Origin of the sequence: Sphingobium sp. YR768, assembly GCF_900111125.1 — a bacterium.
In the GTDB taxonomy this organism is placed as follows: domain Bacteria; phylum Pseudomonadota; class Alphaproteobacteria; order Sphingomonadales; family Sphingomonadaceae; genus Sphingobium.
The window spans coordinates 1-22,469 of sequence record NZ_FOGE01000048.1; the positions used below are offsets into that span (position 1 = coordinate 1).

Genomic DNA, 22,469 nt, shown 5'->3' on the forward strand with positions numbered 1-22,469 from the left:
GAAACGGGCCAGCGCATCCTCCAAAGCCTCGACGCAAAAGCCCGCGTCCATGCTGTTCGATAGCCGCCAGGCCAGCACCTTGCGGCTTGCCCTCCCCACGCTCATCGACCGGAGGCTTTCGCCAAAAAATCCCTTTCCACCAGCAATTGCCCGATCTTGGCGTGCAACTTCCCGATTTCCGCCTCACTGGCAGCCTTCGAGCTCTGATCGCCGCTATCGAACAGGCTGGCCATCCCATCCATCGCCTGCCGCTTCCATGCACCGATCATCGTGTGGTCGATGCCATGCTTCGCTGCCAGTTCCGCCAGCGTCAGATCGCCCCGGAGCGCCTCCATCGCAACCCTCGCCTTGAAATCCGCGCTGTAGCGCTTTCTCGTCGTCTTCATTCCCGTCCATTCCTCCAGGTCCGCATGAGCTTAAAACCCTGTCCGAATTTCCGGCACCAACTCAGATTGACTGTCTATCGACGACCGCTGCGGTCTGACCTTGCTCGCGCTTCTCGCGCTCACGGTCGAGCATCAGCGCGACATCGTGGATCGTGCGGAACAACAGCCGGCGGACGAACCGCCTAAACTACCAGTAGACCGTCTGCCAGGGCGGAAAGTCGTTCGGCAGCATCCGCCATTCGACGCCCGTCCGGGTAAGGTAGCGCAGGGCATCGAGAACATCGCGCAGGTCGTTCGACGGCTTGGGATCCCCCGCTTCGGCACCGACAGCAGAAACGGCTGGATGAACAACCACTCCTCATTCGTCGATTGGTCGGGTAGCGCTTTGATCGCTGCTCAAAGCCAGCCATTCGGCCACGGCTCGCAAGGGTTCTCATCCCAAGCTTGAATCACACCACCGTCAGCCGGGCAACTCATTCTCAAACGGACTCTTAGAGGCCGTTTGAGAAATCGCGAAAGAGCGATTTCTGATCCGGCGCATTGTCAAACGGACTCTGAGGGCCCGACAATATGCTTGCCTGCTCGATAAATGGGTTACGGGAATTGACCTGCATCCATAAAGTTTATGGACGCCTATTCTCTAAGAATGATGAAAATATTCGTGCCGCGGCGCTTTCTTTTGGAGCGAAAACATATCAATTTCACCCTGACAAATCGATGAGATATAGTCATTATTATATTAAATATAATCAATCAAATGATTGGAAAAATCTATTGCTTGCTTGGCATATCTCAATGCTTTAAAATTTCGCATAAGCCCATCTGCGATCCGCATTGGAGAGACGACGCCTCCGCTCTCTATGCCCTGCGAGACAAATGCAAAGGGGCAAGATCATGCTACAGTATCGGGCGCGCACGAGCATAAGGGCTTTCATCATCACCCTGTTGGGCAGCGGAGTCGCACTGGCGCTGCCAAATGGGGCTGATGCTCAGGCACCGGCAACCGAAGCTGCCGAAGGCGGGGACGCCGGCGTGGCGAGCATCGTCGTCACCGCCCGCTATCGCAAGGAAGACGCACAGAAGGTGCCGATCGCGATCAGCGCGATCAGCGGCGATGCCATCACGGCACAGGGCGCTTTCACGCTAAAACAGTCGATCCAGCAACTACCCAGCCTCAATATTCAGGGGTTCAGTGGCCGCAACCAGACCATCACCATTCGCGGCATCGGCACCAATGCGGGCGGCACCAATGACGGGCTGGAACAGGGCGTCGGCCTCTATGTCGACGGCGTGTACCGGCCGCGTACCGGGTCGGTCATTACCGACCTGATCGACGTCGACAGCATCCAGTTACTGCGCGGACCGCAGGGGACGTTGTTCGGCAAGAATACCGTCGCTGGCGCGATCGACATCAAGACGCGCGCACCCAGCTTCACCAATGAGGCGCGGGCCGAAGCGACCTATGGCAATTATGATTATTTCCGTGGCTATGTGAGCCTGAACGCGGCGCTGAACGACGAACTGGCGTTCCGCATATCCTATCTGCGCACATCGCGCCGCGGCCTGATCCACAACACGGTCTATAATGAGGATTGGGACAATCTGGACAATCACAGTGCGCGGTTCGACCTGCTCTACAAGCCGACCGATAATTTCCGCCTGCGCTTCATCGTCGACTATTCGATCCAGAAGGGCGATGTCGGGTTCCAGAGCATCGCCAAGGTGTTGCCAACCACGCTGAACAATGGGACGGAGGTACGCGGCTTCTATCGCCGGGCCGCCGATGTCGGCTATGTGCCGGGCAGCGTGAACGCCTTCGACCGACAGGTCGATCTGGACGGCAATCAATATGACGAAATGCCGAGTTACGGCTTTCAGGCGCAGGCCGATCTCGACCTGACTGGGGTGACGCTGACCTCCATCACCGCCTATCGCAACTGGAAATGGATCCCCAATTATGATGGGGACCAGATCGGCGCGGATATCTCGCCCTTTGGGGTGGTGGATACCGACCAGCAGCAGTTCAGCCAGGAATTCCGCGTCGCCTCCACCGGCGAGCGCACGGTCGATTTCAGCGCCGGCCTCTATTTCTTCTGGCAGGAGGCAGACGACAAGCAGCGCAGCATCTATGGATCGGATGCCGTCGCCTGGCTGCGCACGGCGAACACGCCGACCGCGACCGTGTCACCGCTACCCGCCGCTATTCTGGATGGGCTGGAATCCTATGCCCATGTCGTGCCGGCGACGCACAGCTATGCCGCCTATGGGCAGGCGACCTGGAATATCTCGCCGCGCTTCCGCCTGACCGGCGGGCTGCGCTATACCTATGAGCATAAGACCGGCCTCTATGATGCGGAAGCGCGCGGCGATGTGACGCCGATCAGTGAACTGCCAGCGGAATATCAGGCGACGGCGATCGCCCTGCGCGCCGCCTATGCGCCCACGGCCAGCTATTATGTGAAACGCAACAGCGACAATCTGTCCGGCACGCTGATCGCGGCCTATGATATCTCGGACAATGCCCATGCCTATTACAGCTATTCGCGTGGCTATAAATCGCCGGGCATCAATCTGGTGCGGCAGAGCGCGGGCGTCGATATCTTCGTGAAGCCGGAAAAGGTCGACGCCTTTGAGCTGGGCATCAAGACCCGCTTTGCGGGCGGTGCGGTGGAACTGAATGGCGCGCTGTTCTGGACCGAGGATAAGAATTATCAGGCCAATTATGTGAACACATTGGTGTCGCCTGCCGTGTCCTACATCGCCAATGTCGGCACGCTACGGTCGCGCGGGGTCGAACTGGACGCGCGGGTCGCCCCGCTGGAGGGGCTGAGTGCAACCTTCGCCGCCACCTATAATGACGCGAAATATACCAAATATACCAATGCGGTGCCGGATTACCTCAACAGCTACAAGACGTCGATAGACCTGTCCGGGCGGCAGGCGTCGGGCGCACCCAAATGGGCGCTGGGCGGTACGTTGGACTATGTTCATGCGGCCGGCGGCGACCGCGAGGCCTATGTCGGGACGGATGGCAGCTATCGCTCCAGCTTCCGCGCGGCGGTGAACCTCGATCCCTTCTCGCGCGTGCCGGGCTATGCGCTGTTCGGCGCCCATGCCGGCGTGCGGCAGAGCGAGGGCAAATGGGATTTGTCGGTCTGGGTCCGCAACCTGTTCAATAAGGATTATTACAACACGATCAGCGTCAACGCGACTTATGGTGTGGCGATGGCCTCGATCGGCGAACCGAGACTCTATGGACTGACGCTGCGCGGCAAGATCTGAGGAGGGTCGAAGATGGTGAGGCGCGGCGGTTCCCCGGTAAACCGCCGCGCTTCGATCAGGCAGGTCTGGGCGACGCAACCCTGCGACAGGCCGGAGGCGCCGCGATCGAGCGTCAGCACATTGGGATTACCATGGCGTTCGAGATTCGGACCGGGGTCGAACCAGGCGCCCGTCGCCAGCCGGGCCACGCCGGGCATGATTGCGTCGCTCAGGATCGCGCCGGCGAGGCAGCGGCCGCGATCGTTGAACAGCTCGACCAGATCGCCATCGGCAATGCCGCGCGCGGTTGCATCGGCAGGGTTGAGATAGACCGGCTCGCGCCCCGCCACCTTGCCCGCCCGGCTATAGGGGCTGGCGTCCAACTGGCTGTGCAGCCGCCGTTCCGGCTGATCGGAGAGGAGGTGGAGCGGGTAGGTCGCGGCCTTGTCATGGCCCAGCCATTCATAAGGTTCCAGCCAGACCGGATGGCCGGGGCAATCGGCCAGCGCGAAACCGGCGATCCGTTTGGAGAATATCTCGATCTTGCCCGATGGCGTCGGCAAAGGATGGCCCACGGGATCGCGACGGAAATCGGCGTGCATGATATGGGGGGCATCATGGGCCGACAGGTCAATCAGCCCATCTTCCCAGAAATGATCGAAATCGGGCAGGTTCAGGCCGGTCGCGGCGATCTTTGCCGCGCTCTCATCGTAGATGCGGCGGAGCCAGCCCTGTGTGTCCAGTCCTTCGGTGAAGGCTGGCTCCACGCCGAGGCGTCGGGCGAGCGCGGCGAAGATGGCATGATCGTCGCGCGCCTCACCATGAGGCACCACGGCCTGGCGCATGGCGACGAACAGCCCTTCGCGCGTGGCAAAGCCGATATCGTCACGCTCCAGCGATATCGTTGCGGGCAGGATGATGTCGGCCTGCCGCGCGACCGGGGTCCAATGCTGTTCCTGCACGATAATCGTGTCCGGTCGCGCCCAGCCCTGCCGCAGCCGGTTCAAATCCTGATGATGGTGGAAGGGATTGCCGCCCGCCCAATGGACGAGCCGAATGTCGGGATAGACATGAACCCCGCCATTATAGGTGAAGCGCTCGCCCGGATGCAGCAGCATGTCGGTGACACGGGCGCAGGGTATGAAGGCGGACACGCCATTGCGTCCCTGCGGAAAGACCGGGCCGGGCAGGCGCGGATGCGCGCTGCCCATCACGTTCATCGCGCCATAGCCCAGGCCATAGCCGCCGCCCGGCAGGCCGATCTGCCCCACCATCGCGGCCAGTGTCACCAGCGCCCAGAAAGGCTGTTCGCCATGGGCGGCGCGCTGCAACGACCAGGCGCAGTTGAGCATCGTACGATGGCGCAGCAGGTCATGGCCAAGTGTAGCGATGCGGGCGGCGGGGACGCCGGTGATGGCCTGCGCCCAGCCGGGCGTCTTGGCAATGCCGTCGGTTTCGCCGGTGAGGTAGGCGCGGAAGATGTCGAAACCGACCGTATGGCTGTCGAGGAAGCGGCGATCGAACAGCGTATCGTGCAGCACCACAAAGGCGAGCGCCAGCAACATCGCGGTGTCTGTGTTGGGACGGGTCGCGATCCATTCGCCCGCATCATCATCGCCCAGATTGTCGCCGACCGGACCGATATTGATGATCCGCGCGCCCGCCTCCCGCAACTTACGAAGGCCGCCGCGCACGCGGTGCCGCCCCGCGCCGCTGGAGGAAACGCGCGTATTTTTGAGCGGGACGCCGCCGAAGCTGACGAACAGGGTGCAATGCGCCGCCAGCACGTCCCAACTGGTGTGCGAGGCATTACTGTCGTCCATGCTGGTCGCGATATGCGGCATCAGCACCCGGCCGGCGCCCAGGCTGTAGCTATCGACGCTGCGGACGTAGCCGCCCAGCATATTGTAGAAACGGTGCAGCTGGCTCTGCGCATGGTGGAAGCGGCCGGCGCTGGACCAGCCATAGGAGCCGCCGAATATGGCGTCATTGCCATGGTCGCGACGCACCCGCGTGATTTCGGCGGCGGCAATATCCAGCGCTTCGTCCCAGGGCAGTTCTACGAAGGGCTCCTCACCCCGGCCTTCGCGCGTCCGGCCCTCCAGCCAGCCCTTGCGGATGGCCGGACGCGCGATGCGCAGCCGGGTCACGCTGTCGTCCAGTTGGTCGAGGCCGATCGGATTGGGATCAGGATCGGCACGCAATGGGATCAGGCGCGGGACTGCGCCAGCGAGGTCCGCCGCGACTTCATAGACGCCCCAATGAGCGGCCGAATAGCGGGTCATGAAAAGCTGGTGTCGAACAATGGCCGCACGTCCAGCTTGCGGTCGATCACCTTGGCACGGAAATAACGGTCGGCGGTTGCCTGCTGCTGGGCGATCAGCACCTCGTCCACTTTCGCCGGGAAGCGATCGGCGCGGCGCTGCATAATCCGCAATATGTCGAGCGCGAGGCCCGTATCCTTGTGCATCAGCTCGGCATAGGCGTCGCGGTTCCTGGCCGACCACTCCCAGCCGCTGTAAAGCCGGTCATGATAATCCTGGAGCAGCTTGCGCTTGTCGGCGATCGCGCCTTCCCGCCCGAACATCAGGCCGTATCCAGGGACCAAATCCTGCTTGCCGGGCAGGATGCGCGCGCCTTCCTGTTCGGCCATGGCGGCATTGGGGTCCCAGATCGCCCAGGCATCGACGGCACTACTTTGCAACGCCGCGCGCCCATCAGAAGGGGAGAGGAAGGCGAAGCTGACCGCGTCATAGGGCTGGCCATAGACCTCCAGCACGGCGAGGACATGATTATGGCTGATCGACCCACGCGGGGTCGCAACCTTGTGACCGGCCAGATCGGCGAGCGAGCGGATGCGCGAATCCCGGCGCACCAGCACCACCGGTCCCATGCCGCGGGTGGCCTGCGCGCCGATCGCCTTGATCTTCGCATCGGTGCCGGCGGCGAAGATGAAGGCGGAATCTCCACCGATGCCGCTGTCGATCGCGCCGGCATTGAGCGCCTCCAGCAAAGGTGCGGCATTGGGGAATTGGGACCAGACGATCTCATAGGGAACATCGTCCAGCCGCTTTGCCCCCTGCAACACGACGCGCGATCCGCCGCGCTGATCACCGACGAACAATTTGCCCACCCCGCCCGCGCCATTCCCAGCACAGGCGGACAAAAACGAGCCGACGAGCAGGCCGAATGTGTGACGGCGGGAAAGAATAATGGGCATGTGGAGGCCAACTTTCGAAAAAGAAGGCGGCAACTTAGCAGCACGCACCCGCGCCGAGGCATGATGATCCCAAATAAGTTGGCGATAACTGCTCAGCCTTGGGCACCCAGAATGGGGAAGCGGATGGGCTTCGCCCGAGAAAGGAAAATCAGCGCCTGTAGGCCAATTGGGATGGGGTCAGAAAGGGCGCTAGGGCCTAAGACCGCGCAACTTCCGCAGGTCGATGCCCAGTCGCCGGACCCGGTAATAGAAGGTTTTGCGCGGCAAGCCGAGCCGTTCGATCGCCTGGCCCATGTCGCCGCCGGTCGCCTGGATTGCTTCCATGATCGCCGTGCGCTCGAACGCATCCATCCGTGCGTCAAGCGGGATTGTCACGCCATCAGCGACCGGTTCCTGCTCCAGTCCCAGCGCCAACCGTTCGGCCAGTCGCCCCAGTTCATGGACATTGCCGGGCCAGTCATGACCCAGCAGATGCGCCAGCACCGCCCGGCTGACCGGCGGTACTGCGCGGCGGAAGCGGCGGGCGGCGGCATCGAGCAGATGGGCGAAGATCAGCGGAATATCCTCACGCCGTTCGCGCAGCGGCGGGATGTGCAGTCGCACCGCCGCCAGCCGATAGAGCAGAGCCGGCTGGATCGCCGCCACCTGGCCCTGCTGCGTCATGCAACTGATCACGCGCAGGTCCACCGGCTGGGGTTCGCGCGCGCCGATCGGGCGAACCAGACGATCCTCCAGAAACTGGATGAGGTGCGCCTGTAGTGCCGGGCCGGACTGGTCGACATCGTCGAGAAACAATGTGCCCTGATGCGCACGGGCCAGTCGACCTTCGAGCGGCGCGCGCCCGGCCAGACTTTCGCCATGCAGGCTGGTCTCGGCGATCGTATCGGGCACGGCGGCGCAGGCGACGCTGACGAACTGGGCGCTGGCGCGGCGGCTGCGCTGGTGGATCATGCGGGCGACCAGTTCCTTGCCGGTGCCGGTCTCGCCCTCCACCAAAATGTCGATATTTGTGTCGGCCAATGTCGCCACCATGTCGCGCAGCCGCTCGATCGCCGGGGAATGGCCGATCAGTGGGGAGGCGACGGCGGTGTCGACCATCGCGCGCAGGCGGCGATTTTCGATCACCAGCAGCCTTTTCTCGCTGGCGCGCGCGACCGATGCCAGCAGGGCGTCGGGATCGAAGGGCTTGGTGAGGAAGTCCCAGGCACCGGCCTTCAGTGCATCCACCGCCATCGGCACATCGCCATGGCCGGTGACCAGGATGACCGGCAGTTCTGCGTCGCGGGCGTTGAGCGCTCGGAACAGGTCAATGCCCGACATATGCGGCATCCGCACATCGCTGACCACCACGCCGGGAAAGTCCGCATCGATCGCCGCCAGCGCATCAGCGGCGCGGGCGAAGGCGTGGACATCATGGCCCGCCAGCGTCAGCGTTTGCGCCATGGCGGCACGCAGGTCATCATCATCGTCGATCAGGGCGATCGGACGCGGGTGCATGTCGGTCATGCGCGTTTCAAACTCAGCTGGAAATGGGCGCCGGCTTCACTGGGCAGCAGGCGCAGCGACCCGCCCATGTCGGCCATGATATCGCTGGCGATGACGAGGCCGAGCCCCAGGCCGGATGGGCGGCTGGTGACGAAGGGCGTGAAAAGCTGGCCCTGCACCGACGGATCGATGCCCGGCCCATTGTCGATTATCGAAAGCAATACCGTCTCCGCATCGAGCCTGACCGATAGGTGGATCGTCGGCGCGGCCACGCCCTCCAGCGCTTCGAGTGCATTTTGCAGCAGGTTGACCAGCACCTGTTCCAGTCGGATCGTATCGGCCATGACGCGAAGTCCATCGGGCAGATCCGGCAATTGCAGGTCGACCCGCGCCAATCGGGATTTCAGGATCAGCAGGCTGCCATCGATCGGCCCGGCCAGCGGGACGGCGTCGATCGCGCCAGTCGCCTTGCGGGAAAAGCCGCGCAGTTCGGCCGTAACCTTGCCGATCCGGTCGGTCAGGCGCTCGATCGCCGCCATATTCTCAGCCGCCGCGCCGGTGTCGCCGCGTTCGATCAGCAGCCGGCCATTGGCGGCATAGCTGCGGATCGCCGCGACCGGCTGGGCGGTTTCATGGGCGATGCCGGCGGTGATCTGGCCCAGCGACGCCAATCGATTGGCCTGGCGCAGCCCTTCGCGCAGTGTGTCCGCGCGCGTTTCGCTGGCGGCGCGCTCCTCCATCTCGCGGCGCAGCTCCCGTGTGCGGTCAGTGACCATCGCCTCCAGTTCGCTGGTGCGGGCGGTGGCCATGGCCGCCCGTTCTGCGCGGCGATGGGCGCGCTCGCGCAAGATCCAGATGCCGCCGGCGAGCAGCATCAGCAATAGCAGGGTCGCCAGCCGCACCGTGCGCACGAAGCTCTCCACGCCATGCAGCGGGGTCAGCATGTTGAGCTGCCAGCCTGGTTCGCCGGCCGCGACCGACTGCCACAGCAGGCGAAGGCGCGGTTCGTCGGCAGGGCTGACGATCTGCCGACCGTCAGCGTCGCTCATTCCCCTGAGCGGCACCGGCAGCAACGACCCGCGGCCGGACTGCAATTCGGCGCGGAAACGCTGCTTTGCCGCAGCAGACAGCGAATGGATGGTGGTAAAGCGCCAGTCGGGGCGGCTGGTGATGAGGATGATGCCTTCGCGACTGGTGATGAAGGTGATTTCGTCGAGCCGCGCCCATTGCTGCTCGATCCCGTCAAATTCCAGCTTCACCACGACATAGCCGCCGCCGCGCGATCGCCGCGACAGATACATGCCGGGCCGGTCGCTGATCGTGCCTAGCGCGAATTGCGCGCCCGATCCATGGGCGGCGGCCAGCTTGAAATAGTTGCGGAAGGCATAGTTCTGGCCGACGAAGCTGCGTTCGCTGCCCCAGTTGCTCGATGCGACGCTGCGGCCCGATGCGTCGAGCACATAGATTTGCGCCGCGCCGGTGGTGCGGGCCAGCGCCTGCAACTTGCGGTCCAGCGCACGTAGCGCGCTTTGCGATCCGGTGAGGCCAGCGACGAGGTCACTGTCATCGGACAGCGCGATAGGCAACAGCCGGAACCGTTCGATCTCGCTCTTGAGATAGGCCTGCCGCAGGATCGCGGCACCGCGCGTCTCCGCACTCAGCCGGGCGATGGCATTCCGTTCGGCAACCTCGCCCGACAGCCAGAGCAGGCCGCTGGCCACGCCGAGGAACAGGGCGATCCACAGGATCCGAGTCGGGAAGCGAGTGCTGTCCATGCCCCCGCATATCCCGACGCCACACGATGTGCAAATTTCTGCACATAAGGATAAGTTAGTGGGCAATTATATGCACTAAACGAAATGATGGCACTCATGGAAATATAATTAATATATTGATATATAATAATTTAATTTCATTCCTCCTACAATTTGTAGCGCGCTGCCGACAGCTCGATACTGGCCGCCTCAATTCCCGACCCGCCCAATCAAGAAGGCGGGAAGGCTTTTGGCGAGGGCCAGAAAGACTCCTGTCATGCAGATTTCTCATTTTCCCGACGCGTCGACCGTCCGGCGCCCCTGGTATTTCCATCTTTATGCGCAGGTGCTGCTGGCGATCATCGCTGGCGTGGCGCTCGGCCATTTCGCGCCGCATCTGGGCGAAGCGATGAAGCCGGTCGGCGACGCCTTCATCAAGGCGGTGAAGATGGTTATCGCCCCGGTCATCTTCCTGACGATCGTCACCGGCATCGCCGGGATGCGCGACATCGCCAGCGTCGGCCGGGTTGCGGGCAAGGCCTTCGCCTATTTCCTCTTCTTCTCCACGTTGGCGCTGGTCGTCGGCATGATCGTCGCCAATGTGGTGCGGCCGGGCGCGGGCCTCAACATCGATCCCGCCACGCTCGACGCCAGCAAGGTCAGCGAATATGCGCAAAAGGCGCATGACAGCACGTTGAGCGGCTTCCTGACCGGCATCATCCCCGACAGTTTCCTGTCCGCCTTCGTCAGCGGCAATATCCTTCAGGTGCTGTTCGTCGCGATCCTGTTCGGGGTTGCGCTGGCGCTGATCGGCGATCGCGGCGCGCGCGTGCTCGACCTGCTGGAGGATATCTCGACCGCCGTGTTCAAGCTGGTCGCCATCGTCATGAAGGCGGCCCCTGTCGGCGCGTTCGGCGCCATGGCCTTCACCATCGGCAAATATGGCGTCGGCACGCTCGCCAATCTCGCCTTTCTGGTGGGCACCTTCTACCTGACTTCGGCGCTGTTCGTGGTCGTGATCCTGGGCCTGGTCGCCCGTGCCGCAGGTTTCTCGATCTTCGGCCTGATCCGTTACCTCAAGACCGAATTGCTGCTGGTGCTCGGCACCTCCTCGTCGGAAAGCGCGCTGCCGGCCCTGATCGAAAAGATGGAGCGCGCCGGTTGTCCCAAGTCTATCGTCGGTCTGGTCGTGCCGACCGGCTACAGCTTCAACCTCGACGGCACCAATATCTACATGACGCTGGCCGCGCTGTTCATCGCGCAGGCCACCGGCGTCGACCTTTCTCTGGGCGATCAGATTCTGCTCCTGGGCGTGGCCATGCTCTCGTCCAAGGGTGCAGCAGGCGTGACCGGGGCGGGCTTTATCACGTTGGCGGCGACCCTCTCCATCGTCCCCTCCGTGCCCGTCGCCGGCATGGCCCTCATTCTGGGCGTGGACCGTTTCATGAGCGAATGCCGCAGCCTGACCAACTTCATCGGCAATGCGGTGGCCACAGTCGTCGTCTCGCGCTGGGAAGGGAAGCTGGATCAGGCGCAATTGCAGGCCGCGATGCGGGGCGAGGGCAGGGCGCCATCCCCGGCCGAGCCTGCGCTCACCAGTGCCGTCCCGGCGGAATGAGGCGCAGCCATCATGGTTCGTTTCTCCTGCGCGGCCGTGCGCCGCCCCGTCGCTGTCTCCGCTCTCACCCTCGCGATCCTGCTCACCCGTCCCGCATGGGCGGACGCCATGCCGGCTGAGCCCGCCAGCCTCTATCCCGCTGACGCCGCTGGCGAAGGATCGGTATCGGGCGGCTATGCCCTGTCGCGCTGGGCGGAGGACTGGCGCAGCAAGGCCGATCCCGCGCAGCGCGACGATCTGTTCGATCGCCTCAAATATCTGCCGCTGGACGATGATGGCGACATCTATCTGACGCTCAGTGGTGAGGCGCGGGTGCGGGTCAATTACACGACCAACCTCAACCTGCGGAACACTGGCAGTCAGCGGCAGGACATCAACCGGCTTGTCGCCGGCGCCGACCTGCATGTCGGACCGCATCTGCGCTTCTATAGCGAAATCGCCCATGGTGGTATTTCCGGCGACAATATCGGCACGCCTTCGGGATCGCTGCGCAATGATCTGGTGCTGCTTCAGTCCTTCGTCGAAGTGAAGGGGCGCGTTGCGGGCATGGATCTGGGCCTGCGTTATGGGCGGCAGGAATTTACCGACGGCGCCAATCTGCTGACGTCGCAACGGGATAATAATACGATCCGCTATGCGCTGAACGGCATACGGGCCTGGGCACGGACGGGGGCGCTGCGCATCGATGCCTTCGATTTCAAGCCGACCGCGCTGGGCAATGGCGGGACGAGCGACGACAAGGTCGAGCAGGGACGACGCTTTTCCGGCTTCACCGCGGGCATCCGTATCCTCGAAAAGGTGCTGGGCGGATCGGAACTCTATCTCGATCCCTTCTTCTGGCGGTTGCGCACCAGCGAAGCGCTGTGGGGCGGCGTGACCGGTCGGGTCGAGCGCTTCTATGCCGGCGCGCGCCTGTGGGGGGAGGTTGGCCCGGTCAATCTCGACTGGACCGTCAACCACCAGTTCGGCGATTTCGACGGTCGCGACATCAACGCCTGGCAGTTTTTCTTCCAACAAAGCTACAAGCTGCCCGGCGATCTGCCGATGGGCCCCCGTATCGGATTCCACGCCGACTATGCCAGCGGCGGCGGCACGTTCGAAGGTGGCACGCTCAAGGCAGCCTACGCCCCCTTTGGCAATAATATCTATTATAGCTATCAGCTGTGCATGACGCCGACCAACCTCAAGACGTTGGCGCCCAGCCTGACCCTGTCGCCGCTTAAGGGGGTGAGGGCGACGATGGAATATCAGTTCGCCTGGCGCGCCGATGAAAATGATGCGGTCTATCGCGCCAACAAGTCGATCTTCGCCGGCACGCAGTCGGTGCCGGGCCACAAGATCGGCGAATCGATCCGCGCCCAGATCAGCTGGTCGATCACGCCGCGCCTGACCTTCGTCGGCCGCTACGAGCATCTGGATGCCGGACCGGTGCTTAGCCGCGCAGGCTATGGCAACAGCGACTATCTGGCCGGTTGGCTGAGCTTCCGATTCTGATGGCGATGGGGTGGTGCGCATGACCTGACGGACAAGATTGGTGAACGCGCATCCGGCCGCCCGGCCCCTTTCCACGCAGATTTGGAATCCAACATCATGACCTCCTCTTCCAGCTCGACGGCACCCAGCCGCCGACCTTTATTCAAGAAGATTTTCTTCGCCCTTGCCATCATCATCCTGCTGCTGGCGATTGCCGCAACCGCCTTCCTGTTCCGCCCGATGGCGTCGCCCGAAGGCAAGGCAGCCGCCAATGACAAGCCGGTCGATGTGCTGGTGATCGGCGGCGGCATTATGGGTGTGACGCTGACCACCTATCTCCAGGAAATGGAGCCGGACTGGCGGATCGACATCTATGAACGTATGGACAAGGTGGCGCAGGAAAGCTCCAACGGCTTGAACAATGCGGGCACCGGCCATTCGGGCTTCGCCGAGTTGAACTACACGCCGGAGAATGCAGACGGCTCAATCGCGACCGAGAAGGCCGTGGACATTGCCGAACAGTTCGAGATTTCGCGCCAGTTCTGGTCGCATGAAGTGGGTGCAGGCCGCCTGCCCAAACCGACAGACTTCATTAACGCGACGCCGCATATGAGCTTCGTCTGGGGCGACGATAACATCGCCTATCTGCACAAGCGCCGCGATGCGCTGGTGAAGAACCCGCTTTTCTACGGCATGCAATATTCGCAGGACCCCGCGCAAATCCGTCGCTGGGCGCCGCTGGTGATGGAAGGCCGCGATCCAAAGCAGAAGGTGGCGGCGACGTTCATGCCGCTCGGCACGGATGTCAATTTCGGTGTCATCACGACCCAGTTGACCCATTCGCTGACCCGCAACCCTAATTTCAACCTTCAGCTTGGCCATGAAGTGCGCGGCTTGCACCAGAATGCGGACAAGACGTGGAACGTCACTGTCCATGACCTCAAGCAGAACAACGATACCGTGGTCAAGGCGAAGTTCGTCTTCATCGGCGCAGGCGGCGCCTCGCTCAAGCTGTTGCAGATGTCGGGCATCCCGGAATCGAAAAATTATGCGGGCTTCCCGGTCGGTGGCCAGTTCCTGGCGTTCGAAGGGCCGGCAGCCACCAGCCGTCACAATGTGAAGGTCTATGGCAAGGCGGAAGCCGGTTCGCCGCCGATGTCGGTGCCGCATCTCGACGCCCGCAAGCTGGACGGCAAGTCAGTCACTCTGTTCGGCCCCTTCGCGTTGCAGAGCACGAAGTTCCTGAAAAATGGATCGTCGCTCGATCTGTTCGCATCCATCTACAAGAATAATGTCGGCGGCATGATGAAGGTCGGCGCGGAAAATCTGGATCTGGTCCGCTATCTGGCGCAACAGGCGACGTTGACCGATGCGCAGCGTCAGGCCGAACTGGTCAAATATTATCCCAATGCCAAGCGCGACGACTGGAAGCTGATCACCGCGGGCCAGCGCGTGCAGGTGATCAAATATGATCCGAAGAAGGGCACGATGTTACAGTTCGGCACCGAAATCGTCACCGACAAGGATGCCAGCATCGCAGCCCTGCTGGGCGCCTCGCCCGGCGCCTCGACATCGCCAGCGATCATGCTGGAGGTGATGCGCCGCGCCTTCCCGCAACAGATGGCGACCAGTTGGAAGCCGAAAGTGACGGCGATGGTCCCCTCCTATGGCCAGAAGCTCAACGCCAGCCCGGACATGACCAACCGCATCCGTCGCATGACCAGCCAGACGCTGGGCCTGCCCTATATCGAAGTGCCGACGACACTGACCGGCGCGGCGCGTGATGCCCGGTCGAAATCGACGGGCAAGCGCAACCTCAATCAAGAGCAGCAGGCGCTATAGTCTATACAAAGGGCGGGAATGATTATGGACAATCCCAAGAGCGGGTCACATCTGGAATCTCTCTCGCCCGGGTTTTTGCTGATGGAGTATCAAGGACAGAACCGATCGGTTGATCGGGCCGATGCACGTCATTGCCAATGTCCGAGAACGCCAATCCCAGCTTCGTCACTCGAAAACTGCTGGCTGCTTGAAGACCGGCGTTGGATGCGCAGCGGGAATTTGCGCATCAAGCGGTGATAGTGAGTAGACTGAAGACGGCCTATCAACGGTCGGGATAGTGACGAAAATCGCATCCGCATGCGCGAATAATTTTCAGGCCGTCATCTTTTCATGGAACTTTTGGCGTGGCGAGCGTTTCCCGGACTCGTCGTTCAATCGGACAGTGGGGGCATTCACCGATCCGTTGGGGGTTAGCGCAAGACGCCGATGCGGAGATGTGTGTGTCGTTGGTTCAAACCGCGCCGGTGGCGCACATCCTGATTGTCGAGGATGAATGTCTGATCAGGATGCTCGCGGCCGATATCGCCGCTGAGCAAGGCTATGCCGTACTGGAAGCGGGTAACAGTGACGAAGCGCTGAACCTCTTGGACCAGCATCCAGGCATCGACCTGATCTTTACCGACATCGATATGCCAGGCCGATGCGACGGTCTGGCACTGGCAAAGCGCGTTCGCCACTTGTGGCCTTCAATGCATATCGTCATCACATCGGGCAAGGTACGTCCGAGTGAAGAAGACCTGCCTGCGGGCAGCCTTTTTCTGCCGAAGCCCTATCGGCCCGAAGAACTGGCGGGCGCTTTTACTCACGCTTTGCAATGATCAGAAACCAACCGGAATCTCTTTCGCGCCCGGGCCGGGCCGCTTCATCAGGAAAGACACCAGCTTGAACCCTAATTCCGGCATCGGCGGACGCATCTGGTCGATCGCAGGCCTGTCGCTTGGCTTCCTCTTCTTTCTCATCAGCGGCCTTACCGCTTATCGGAATATTGAGGCACTGCGCGCCAGCAATGAATCCATCCGTCACACCCACATGGTGCTGATCGCGCTGGACGATCTCTTGTCTGCGACGCAGGACGCCGAAACCGGCCAGCGCGGGTTCCTGCTCACCGGGGCGGACAGCTATCTCGATCCCTATAAGAGCGCTACGATGGCCGTGGGCGATCGGCTGAAAACAGTAACCGACCTGACGCGCGACAATCCGACACAGCAGACCAATCTTGTCGGTCTGCGCCGTCATCTCGACGCCAAGCTGGCGGAACTGCGCGAAACCATCGACCTGCGTCGCGCGCAGGGGTTTCAGGCGGCGCTGGCCGTCGTCACCACCGATCGCGGCAAGATCGAAATGGACGCTATCCGCACCCAACTTGGCGCAATGGCGCAGGAGGAGTTGCGGCTGCGCCAGATTCGCATCGAGGAGATGAACGCAGCATCGCGCATGGCGATCACCAGCAGCGTGGTGTCGGCTTTGCTGGGCGCGGCATTGACCATCATCATCTTCATACTGTTGCGGCGGGCCAATCGCGCGCGGGCTCAACAGGTCTGGCTCCAGACGGGGCAGGTGGGACTGGCTGACGCGATGCGCGGCGACAAGTCGGTCGAGGATCTGTCGGAAGCAATCCTGGCCTTTCTTTCCGCCTATCTTGGGGCGCGGGGCGGCGCGGTATTCAAGGGCGAACGCGGCCATTTCCATCGTACCGCCACACTGGGCGTGCCGATGGACGCGGATGTGCCGACGATCTTTGGCGTCAAGGAAGGCTTGCTGGGTCAGGTCGCCGCCGAAGGGCGCTCGATGCTGATTCAGGACATTCCCGACGGCTATCTGACCATCGGTTCCGCCTTGGGCCTTGACAAGCCCCGGCATCTGGTCATCGTACCGGCCAAGGCGGACGAGGTCGTCAATGCCGTGCTGGAACTGGGCTTTTTCGACCGGGTCGATGCCCGGGCCCTGGACCTGCTCGATCAGGCGTCAGCGGCGATCGGCATCGCCCTGCGCTCGGCGCGCTTCCGGGCGCAGCTTCAGGATGCGCTGGAGGAAACCCAGCGACAGGCGGGCGAATTGCAGGCGCAAAGCGAAGAGCTGCGCGTGTCCAATGAGGAACTGGAAGAGCAGGGGCGGGCGCTCAAGGAATCGCAGGTCCGGCTGGAACAGCAGCAGGTCGAACTGGAACAGACCAACAGCCAGTTGGAGGAACAGGCCCAGACGCTCGAAACGCAGCGGGATGAGCTGGAACGGGCCAGCGCCTCGCTCCAGCTCAAGGCGCGCGAACTGGAGCAGGCGAGCCAGTACAAGTCCGACTTCCTCGCCAATATGTCGCATGAGCTGCGCACCCCGCTCAACTCGCTGCTGATCCTTTCCAAGCTGCTGGGCGACAATCCGGAAGGGACGTTGTCCGCCGATCAGGTCAAATATGCTCGCACGATCGAATCCTCCGGCAATGATCTGCTGACGCTCATCAACGACATTCTCGACTTGTCGAAGATCGAGGCGGGCCATGTCGAAATCCAGCCTGAAACCCTGTCGGTGCAGCGACTGGTCGGCGACATTCGCCAGCTATTCCAGCCGGTCGCCGACGAACGCGGGCTGGGCTTCGACATCGTCGTCGCCGAAGACATACCTGCCGTCTTCGAATCCGACCGGCTGCGGCTGGAGCAGATCCTGAAGAACCTGCTCTCCAACGCCTTCAAATTCACCGAGCGTGGCCGCGTGCGGTTTACCTTATCGCGGGTGGCGGGGGATCGGCTGGCGCTGGAGGTGGCCGATACCGGCATCGGCATTTCCGCCGAACAGCAGCACAGCATCTTCGCCGCCTTCCATCAGGCCGACAGCACGATCAGCCGGCGCTATGGCGGCACCGGGCTTGGCCTCTCCATCTCGCGCGAACTGGCGCGCCTGCTCGGCGGCCGGATCAGCCTGAAGAGCGAGCCGGGCAAGGGCAGCCAGTTCAGCCTGACCATCCCGATCGCCTATGATGCCGCGACCATCGCGCCGCGTGAGGCAGCGCCGCCCGCCATCGCCGAAGTCGCCCCTGCGCCCGCGCAGCCGCCAAGCCAGATGGCGAGCACCGGCTGGGCGATCGAGGATGATCGCGACGTGCTGGCCGAAGGGCGGCGCCTGTTGCTGGTGATCGAGGATGACCAGAGCTTCGCCTCGATCGTCTGCGACCTGTCACGCGAAATGGGCTTTCAGTGCGTCGTCGCCGGCACCGCGGAGGAGGCGGTTCATCTCGCTCGCAAGTTCCGGCCCAGCGCCGTCGTGCTCGACCTTGGCCTGCCCGACCAGTCGGGTCTGACCGTGCTCGACCGGCTGAAGCATGATGACGACACCCGGCATATCCCGATTCATGTCGTGTCCGCGTCCGACCATAGCCAGACGGCGCTGTCGCTGGGGGCGATCGGCTATCTGGTAAAGCCGGTGCGGCGCGATCAGTTGGCCGAAGTGCTGGCAGGGTTGCAGGCCAAGCTCGCGACCCGGATGCGCCGTGTGCTGATCGTCGAGGATGATGCGGTTCAGCGCGACGCTGTCGGCCGGCTGCTCCAGTCGGGCGACGTCGAAACCGTGGGTGTCGGCACTGCGGCGGAATGCCTGGAGCAACTGCGGCAGCAGACCTATGATTGCATGGTGCTGGATCTGTCACTGCCCGACGCCTCCGGCTACAGCCTGCTCGAAACGCTCAGCCGCGACGGCGCGCACGGCTTCCCGCCGGTGATCGTCTATACCGGCCATGACCTGTCCGCCGACGATGAGCAACGGTTGCGCCGCTATTCCAGCTCGATCATCATTAAGGGCGCCAAGTCGCCCGAGCGGCTGCTCGATGAAGTTTCGCTCTTCCTGCACCAGATCGTGTCCGAACTGCCGACCGAACAGCGCAAGCTGATCCAGAAAGCCCGGCACCGCGACGCCGCGCTGGAGGGGCGCCGTATCCTCATCGTCGAGGATGACGTGCGCAACGTCTATTCGCTGACCAGCGTGCTGGAGCCGCGCGGCGCGGTCGTCCAGATCGCTCGCAACGGACAGGAGGCGATCGATGCGTTGGACGCTTCGGCGGCCGATCCGACAAAGCGCATCGACCTGGTCCTGATGGACGTGATGATGCCGGTGATGGACGGCCTGGCCGCCACGCGCGCGATCCGGGACGACGCGCGCTGGCGCGATCTTTCCATCGTCATGCTCACGGCCAAGGCGATGCCGGACGATCAGCAGCGTTGCCTGGAAGCGGGCGCCAATGATTATATGGCCAAGCCGATCGACGTCGATAAGCTGCTGTCGCTGGTCCGCGTCTGGATGCCGCGCTGATGGGAGACGCCGTAGAGGATATCGAGATCGCGCTGTTGCTGGAGGCGATCTATCAACGCTATCATTATGATTTCCGCCATTATGCCGGCGCCTCGATGAAACGGCGTATCGTGCAGGCGCGCACCCAGCTCGGTTTCGCCAGCATCTCCGCGATGCAGGACCGGCTACTGCACGATCCGGCGACCTTGCCCCGGCTGCTCAACTATCTGACCGTGCAGGTCAGCGAGATGTTCCGTGACCCCTCTTATTTCCGCGCGCTGCGGGAAAAGGTGATCCCTCATCTCCAAACCTATCCCTCGCTCAAGGTCTGGGTCGCCGGGTGCAGCAATGGCGAGGAACTTTATTCCCTCTCCATCCTCTTCCGCGAGGAAGGGCTGGACCAGCGGACGCTCTTCTACGCGACGGACATCAATCCAGATGCCCTCAAAGCCGCCGAAGCCGGTGTCTATCCGCTCAGCGAAATCCGCAAATTCACCGAAAACCACCAGAAATCGGGGGCGCGCAATTCCCTGTCGGACTATTATACCGCCGATTATGGTCGTGCCGTGTTCGACAAAAGCCTGCGCGCGCAGGTCGTTTTCTCCGACCATAGCCTCGTGACCGACGCGGTCTTTGCGGAAATGCACCTCATTTCCTGCCGCAACGTCCTCATCTATTTCGACCGGCCGTTGCAGGACCGGGCGCTCGGCCTGTTCCGCGGCTCGCTCGCGCGCAAGGGCTTTCTCGGCCTCGGGTCGAAGGAAAGCCTGCGCTTCTCCGCCCATGCCGATGGTTTTTCCGACTATGTGCGGGAAGAGAAAATCTACCAGAGGCGCGACGCATGAGCACGGCTCCGATTGAGGCCGTGGCCATCGGCGCATCCGCCGGCGCGGTACAGGCGCTGCTGCACATACTTCCCGCTTTGCCCGCAGACATGATCGTGCCGATCCTGATCGTCGTCCATGTGCCGCCCGATCGCGCCAACGCGCTGGTGACATTATTCCAGGATCGCTGCCGGTTGCGCGTCAAGGAAGCCGAGGACAAGGAGCCGATCGCCAATGGCACCGTCTATTTCGCGCCCTCCGACTATCATCTGCTGGTCGAGGGACAACGATCGCTGGCGCTGTCCTCGGACGAAGCAGTCAATCATTCCCGCCCGGCGATCGACGTCCTGTTCGAAACTGCCGCCGATGCCTTCGGCCCGGCCCTGGCAGCGATCGTGATGACCGGCGCCAATCATGACGGGTCTGACGGAGTACGCGCGGTCGCAGACGCCGGCGGCACCATCATCGTGGAAGACCCCGCGAGCGCGCAGGTGCCGACCATGCCGGCCGCCGCGCTTGCTGCCTGCCCAACCGCGCACATCATGCCGCTAAACGACATTCTCGCCTATCTTGTGGGACTGACAGCCCGATGACCAGCCAAGCCCCACCCGTCCACTTTCTCCTGGTCGACGATCTGGAGGAAAATCTGCTCGCGCTCGAAGCCTTGCTCCAACGTGATGGCCTGCATTGCCTCAAGGCCCGCTCCGGTGAGGAAGCGCTCGAACTGCTGCTCGTCCATGACGTCGCGCTGGCGCTGCTCGATGTGCAGATGCCCGGAATGGACGGCTTCGAATTGGCAGAATTCATGCGCGGCAATGAACGCGCCCGCCATATCCCGATCATCTTCCTCACTGCTGGCAGCGCCGATCTGCAACGGCGCTTCCGGGGCTATGAAGCGGGGGCTGTCGATTTCATCCAGAAGCCGATCGAGGCCGATATTCTCCGTTCGAAGGCCAATGTCTTCTTCGATCTCTATCAACAGCGTCGTCAAATCGTTGCGCAGCGGGACGAATTGGCCATGCTCGCAAAGGCGTTGCAGGGCGCGGACCGGCGCAAGAATGAATTTCTGGCGATCCTCGGCCATGAACTGCGCAATCCCATCATGGCGCTCGGCGCCGGACTGCATCTGCTCGAACGACGAGAGGGGACCAATGCGGCGCGGTCCATTCGCGGCCAGATGGACCGCCATGTCCGCCACGTCTCCCGCCTGGTCGAGGATCTGCTCGACATCGCCCGCATCGATCAGGGGAAAATCTCGCTCAACAAGGAAAGGGTCGTCCTACAGGACGCCCTGACCTTCGCGATCGAGGCGAGCCAGCCCTCGATCGACGCGGGCGGCCATGATCTGACCGTCACTATGCCCGATACGCCCATCTGGATGGAGGTCGATTATACGCGCATCGCGCAGATCGTCAGCAATCTGCTCAACAATGCCGCCAAATATACGCCGTCTGGCGGCGCGATCCGGCTGACCCTTTTGGCTGGAGACGATTGGATAGAGGTCGAGATTGCCGATAATGGCATAGGCATTCCGATGGATATGCAAGCAAGGATTTTCGATCTCTTCGCGCAAGTACGGTCAGGCGGCAAAGCCTCTCAGGAAGGGCTGGGCATCGGATTGGCGCTCGTCAAGCAGTTAATCGAATTGCATAATGGCGATATTATTTTGAAATCTAGCGATGAAATGTCAGGCAGCACGTTCGTTGTCAGGCTACCTTATTCGTAAATAGACAACCGCGTCCTGACATTAGATTTTGATGAGATTACACAGACGTATATCCGCTGTTTCGTAAATACTTGCCGCATTCCTCCAGCGAGAAGGCGTTGAGCAGGTAGCCGATGCGCCGCCATGTTGTCTCATGGGTGCGTTCGGCTGCTTTGCGCATCAGGTGCTTGAGCTTTGCGAAGACCTGCTCGGTCGGATTGAGGTCGAGGCTGTAGGGCGGCAGGAACAGCAGCTTTGCTTTTGCCCCACGGATCGCCGCCCGGATGGCGGGGGGGGCTTGTGACTGCTCAGATTGTCCATAATGACGATGTCGCCCGGTGAGAGCGTGGGCACGAGGCATTGGTCGACATAGTCGGTGAAGCTCTGTCCGTTGACCGGCTGATCGAGCACGCAGGGCGCATCGATCCTGTCATGACGCAGGGCGGCCAGAAAGGTCATCGTGCGCTAGAGCATGATCCGATCTGACGGAATCGTAGGGATTCCCTTGAGCCAGGAAATCTGATTCAACATGCGAGCTGGACGAGGAGGCCGGCCTGGCATGACAAAGTCGATCTCGGAGGATTTACGTTTTCGGGTGATCGCGGCGGTTGATGGCGGGCTATCCCGGC

At 62.3% G+C, this 22,469-nt stretch carries 14 protein-coding genes and 2 pseudogenes; 9 read left to right on the forward strand and 7 right to left on the reverse strand.

From position 1 onward, the window contains the following. Positions 1 to 116 precede the first annotated feature (116 nt). Both BMX92_RS25265 and BMX92_RS28520 read right to left on the reverse strand, forming a co-directional pair. Positions 117 to 386 (reverse strand): annotated as a pseudogene (locus BMX92_RS25265) (transposase); the annotation flags it as partial. 187 nt (positions 387 to 573) lie between these two features. Continuing rightward, positions 574 to 741: a transposase gene (locus BMX92_RS28520; RefSeq protein WP_093022035.1), complete on the reverse strand. Its 168-nt coding sequence runs from the start codon at positions 739 to 741 to the stop codon at positions 574 to 576. A gap of 539 nt (positions 742 to 1,280) precedes the next feature. On the opposite strand from BMX92_RS28520, the gene BMX92_RS25275 reads away from it, so the two are divergent. Beyond that, entirely contained in the window at positions 1,281 to 3,668 is a 2,388-nt protein-coding gene (locus tag BMX92_RS25275) for a TonB-dependent receptor (RefSeq protein WP_177185260.1), read from the forward strand. Here the strand turns inward: BMX92_RS25275 and BMX92_RS25280 are convergent. The 4 genes from BMX92_RS25280 to BMX92_RS25295 all read right to left on the reverse strand — a co-directional run bounded on the left by BMX92_RS25280 (position 3,638) and on the right by BMX92_RS25295 (position 10,127). Continuing rightward, entirely contained in the window at positions 3,638 to 5,932 is a 2,295-nt protein-coding gene (locus tag BMX92_RS25280; RefSeq protein ID WP_093022041.1) for a molybdopterin-dependent oxidoreductase, read from the reverse strand. The genes BMX92_RS25275 and BMX92_RS25280 overlap by 31 nt on opposite strands. Then, the gene (locus tag BMX92_RS25285; protein WP_093022044.1) at positions 5,929 to 6,867 is read right to left on the reverse strand and encodes an ABC transporter substrate-binding protein; all 939 of its coding nucleotides are present in this window, start codon (positions 6,865 to 6,867) and stop codon (positions 5,929 to 5,931) included. The genes BMX92_RS25280 and BMX92_RS25285 overlap by 4 nt, the downstream gene beginning before the upstream one ends. A 189-nt stretch (positions 6,868 to 7,056) precedes the next feature. Beyond that, positions 7,057 to 8,373, reverse strand: coding sequence for a sigma-54-dependent transcriptional regulator (locus tag BMX92_RS25290; protein WP_093022048.1), 1,317 nt, complete (start codon positions 8,371 to 8,373; stop codon positions 7,057 to 7,059). Further along, positions 8,370 to 10,127, reverse strand: coding sequence for a sensor histidine kinase (locus BMX92_RS25295; RefSeq protein ID WP_093022051.1), 1,758 nt, complete (start codon positions 10,125 to 10,127; stop codon positions 8,370 to 8,372). Before BMX92_RS25295 ends, BMX92_RS25290 begins: the two co-directional genes overlap by 4 nt. Positions 10,128 to 10,383: 256 nt before the next feature. Between BMX92_RS25295 and BMX92_RS25300 the strand changes: the two genes are divergently transcribed. From BMX92_RS25300 to BMX92_RS25335, 8 genes are all read left to right on the forward strand, one after another. Next, positions 10,384 to 11,724, forward strand: coding sequence for a dicarboxylate/amino acid:cation symporter (locus BMX92_RS25300; RefSeq protein ID WP_093022054.1), 1,341 nt, complete (start codon positions 10,384 to 10,386; stop codon positions 11,722 to 11,724). Positions 11,725 to 11,736: 12 nt separating this feature from the next. Next, on the forward strand, positions 11,737 to 13,218 hold the full coding sequence (locus BMX92_RS25305) for an alginate export family protein (RefSeq protein WP_093022057.1): 1,482 nt from the start codon (positions 11,737 to 11,739) through the stop codon (positions 13,216 to 13,218). Between the two features lie 96 nt (positions 13,219 to 13,314). Then, complete coding sequence (mqo, locus tag BMX92_RS25310) at positions 13,315 to 15,039, forward strand: malate dehydrogenase (quinone) (protein ID WP_093022070.1); 1,725 nt, start codon at positions 13,315 to 13,317, stop codon at positions 15,037 to 15,039. Between the two features lie 344 nt (positions 15,040 to 15,383). Further along, positions 15,384 to 15,857: a response regulator gene (locus BMX92_RS25315; RefSeq protein ID WP_256213620.1), complete on the forward strand. Its 474-nt coding sequence runs from the start codon at positions 15,384 to 15,386 to the stop codon at positions 15,855 to 15,857. Between the two features lie 64 nt (positions 15,858 to 15,921). Next, entirely contained in the window at positions 15,922 to 19,332 is a 3,411-nt protein-coding gene (locus tag BMX92_RS25320) for a response regulator (RefSeq protein ID WP_256213621.1), read from the forward strand. After that, a complete protein-coding gene (locus BMX92_RS25325; RefSeq protein ID WP_093022060.1) occupies positions 19,332 to 20,156 on the forward strand; it encodes a CheR family methyltransferase in 825 nt (274 codons plus the stop codon). Before BMX92_RS25320 ends, BMX92_RS25325 begins: the two co-directional genes overlap by 1 nt. Next, positions 20,153 to 20,728 (forward strand): chemotaxis protein CheB, encoded by a 576-nt coding sequence (locus BMX92_RS25330; RefSeq protein ID WP_093022063.1) that lies wholly within the window; start codon positions 20,153 to 20,155, stop codon positions 20,726 to 20,728. The genes BMX92_RS25325 and BMX92_RS25330 overlap by 4 nt, the downstream gene beginning before the upstream one ends. Beyond that, positions 20,725 to 21,861, forward strand: coding sequence for a hybrid sensor histidine kinase/response regulator (locus BMX92_RS25335; RefSeq protein WP_093022067.1), 1,137 nt, complete (start codon positions 20,725 to 20,727; stop codon positions 21,859 to 21,861). The genes BMX92_RS25330 and BMX92_RS25335 overlap by 4 nt, the downstream gene beginning before the upstream one ends. A gap of 37 nt (positions 21,862 to 21,898) precedes the next feature. On the opposite strand, the pseudogene BMX92_RS25340 reads toward BMX92_RS25335, so the two are convergent. Beyond that, positions 21,899 to 22,305 (reverse strand): annotated as a pseudogene (locus tag BMX92_RS25340) (transposase); the annotation flags it as partial. Positions 22,306 to 22,469 lie beyond the last annotated feature (164 nt).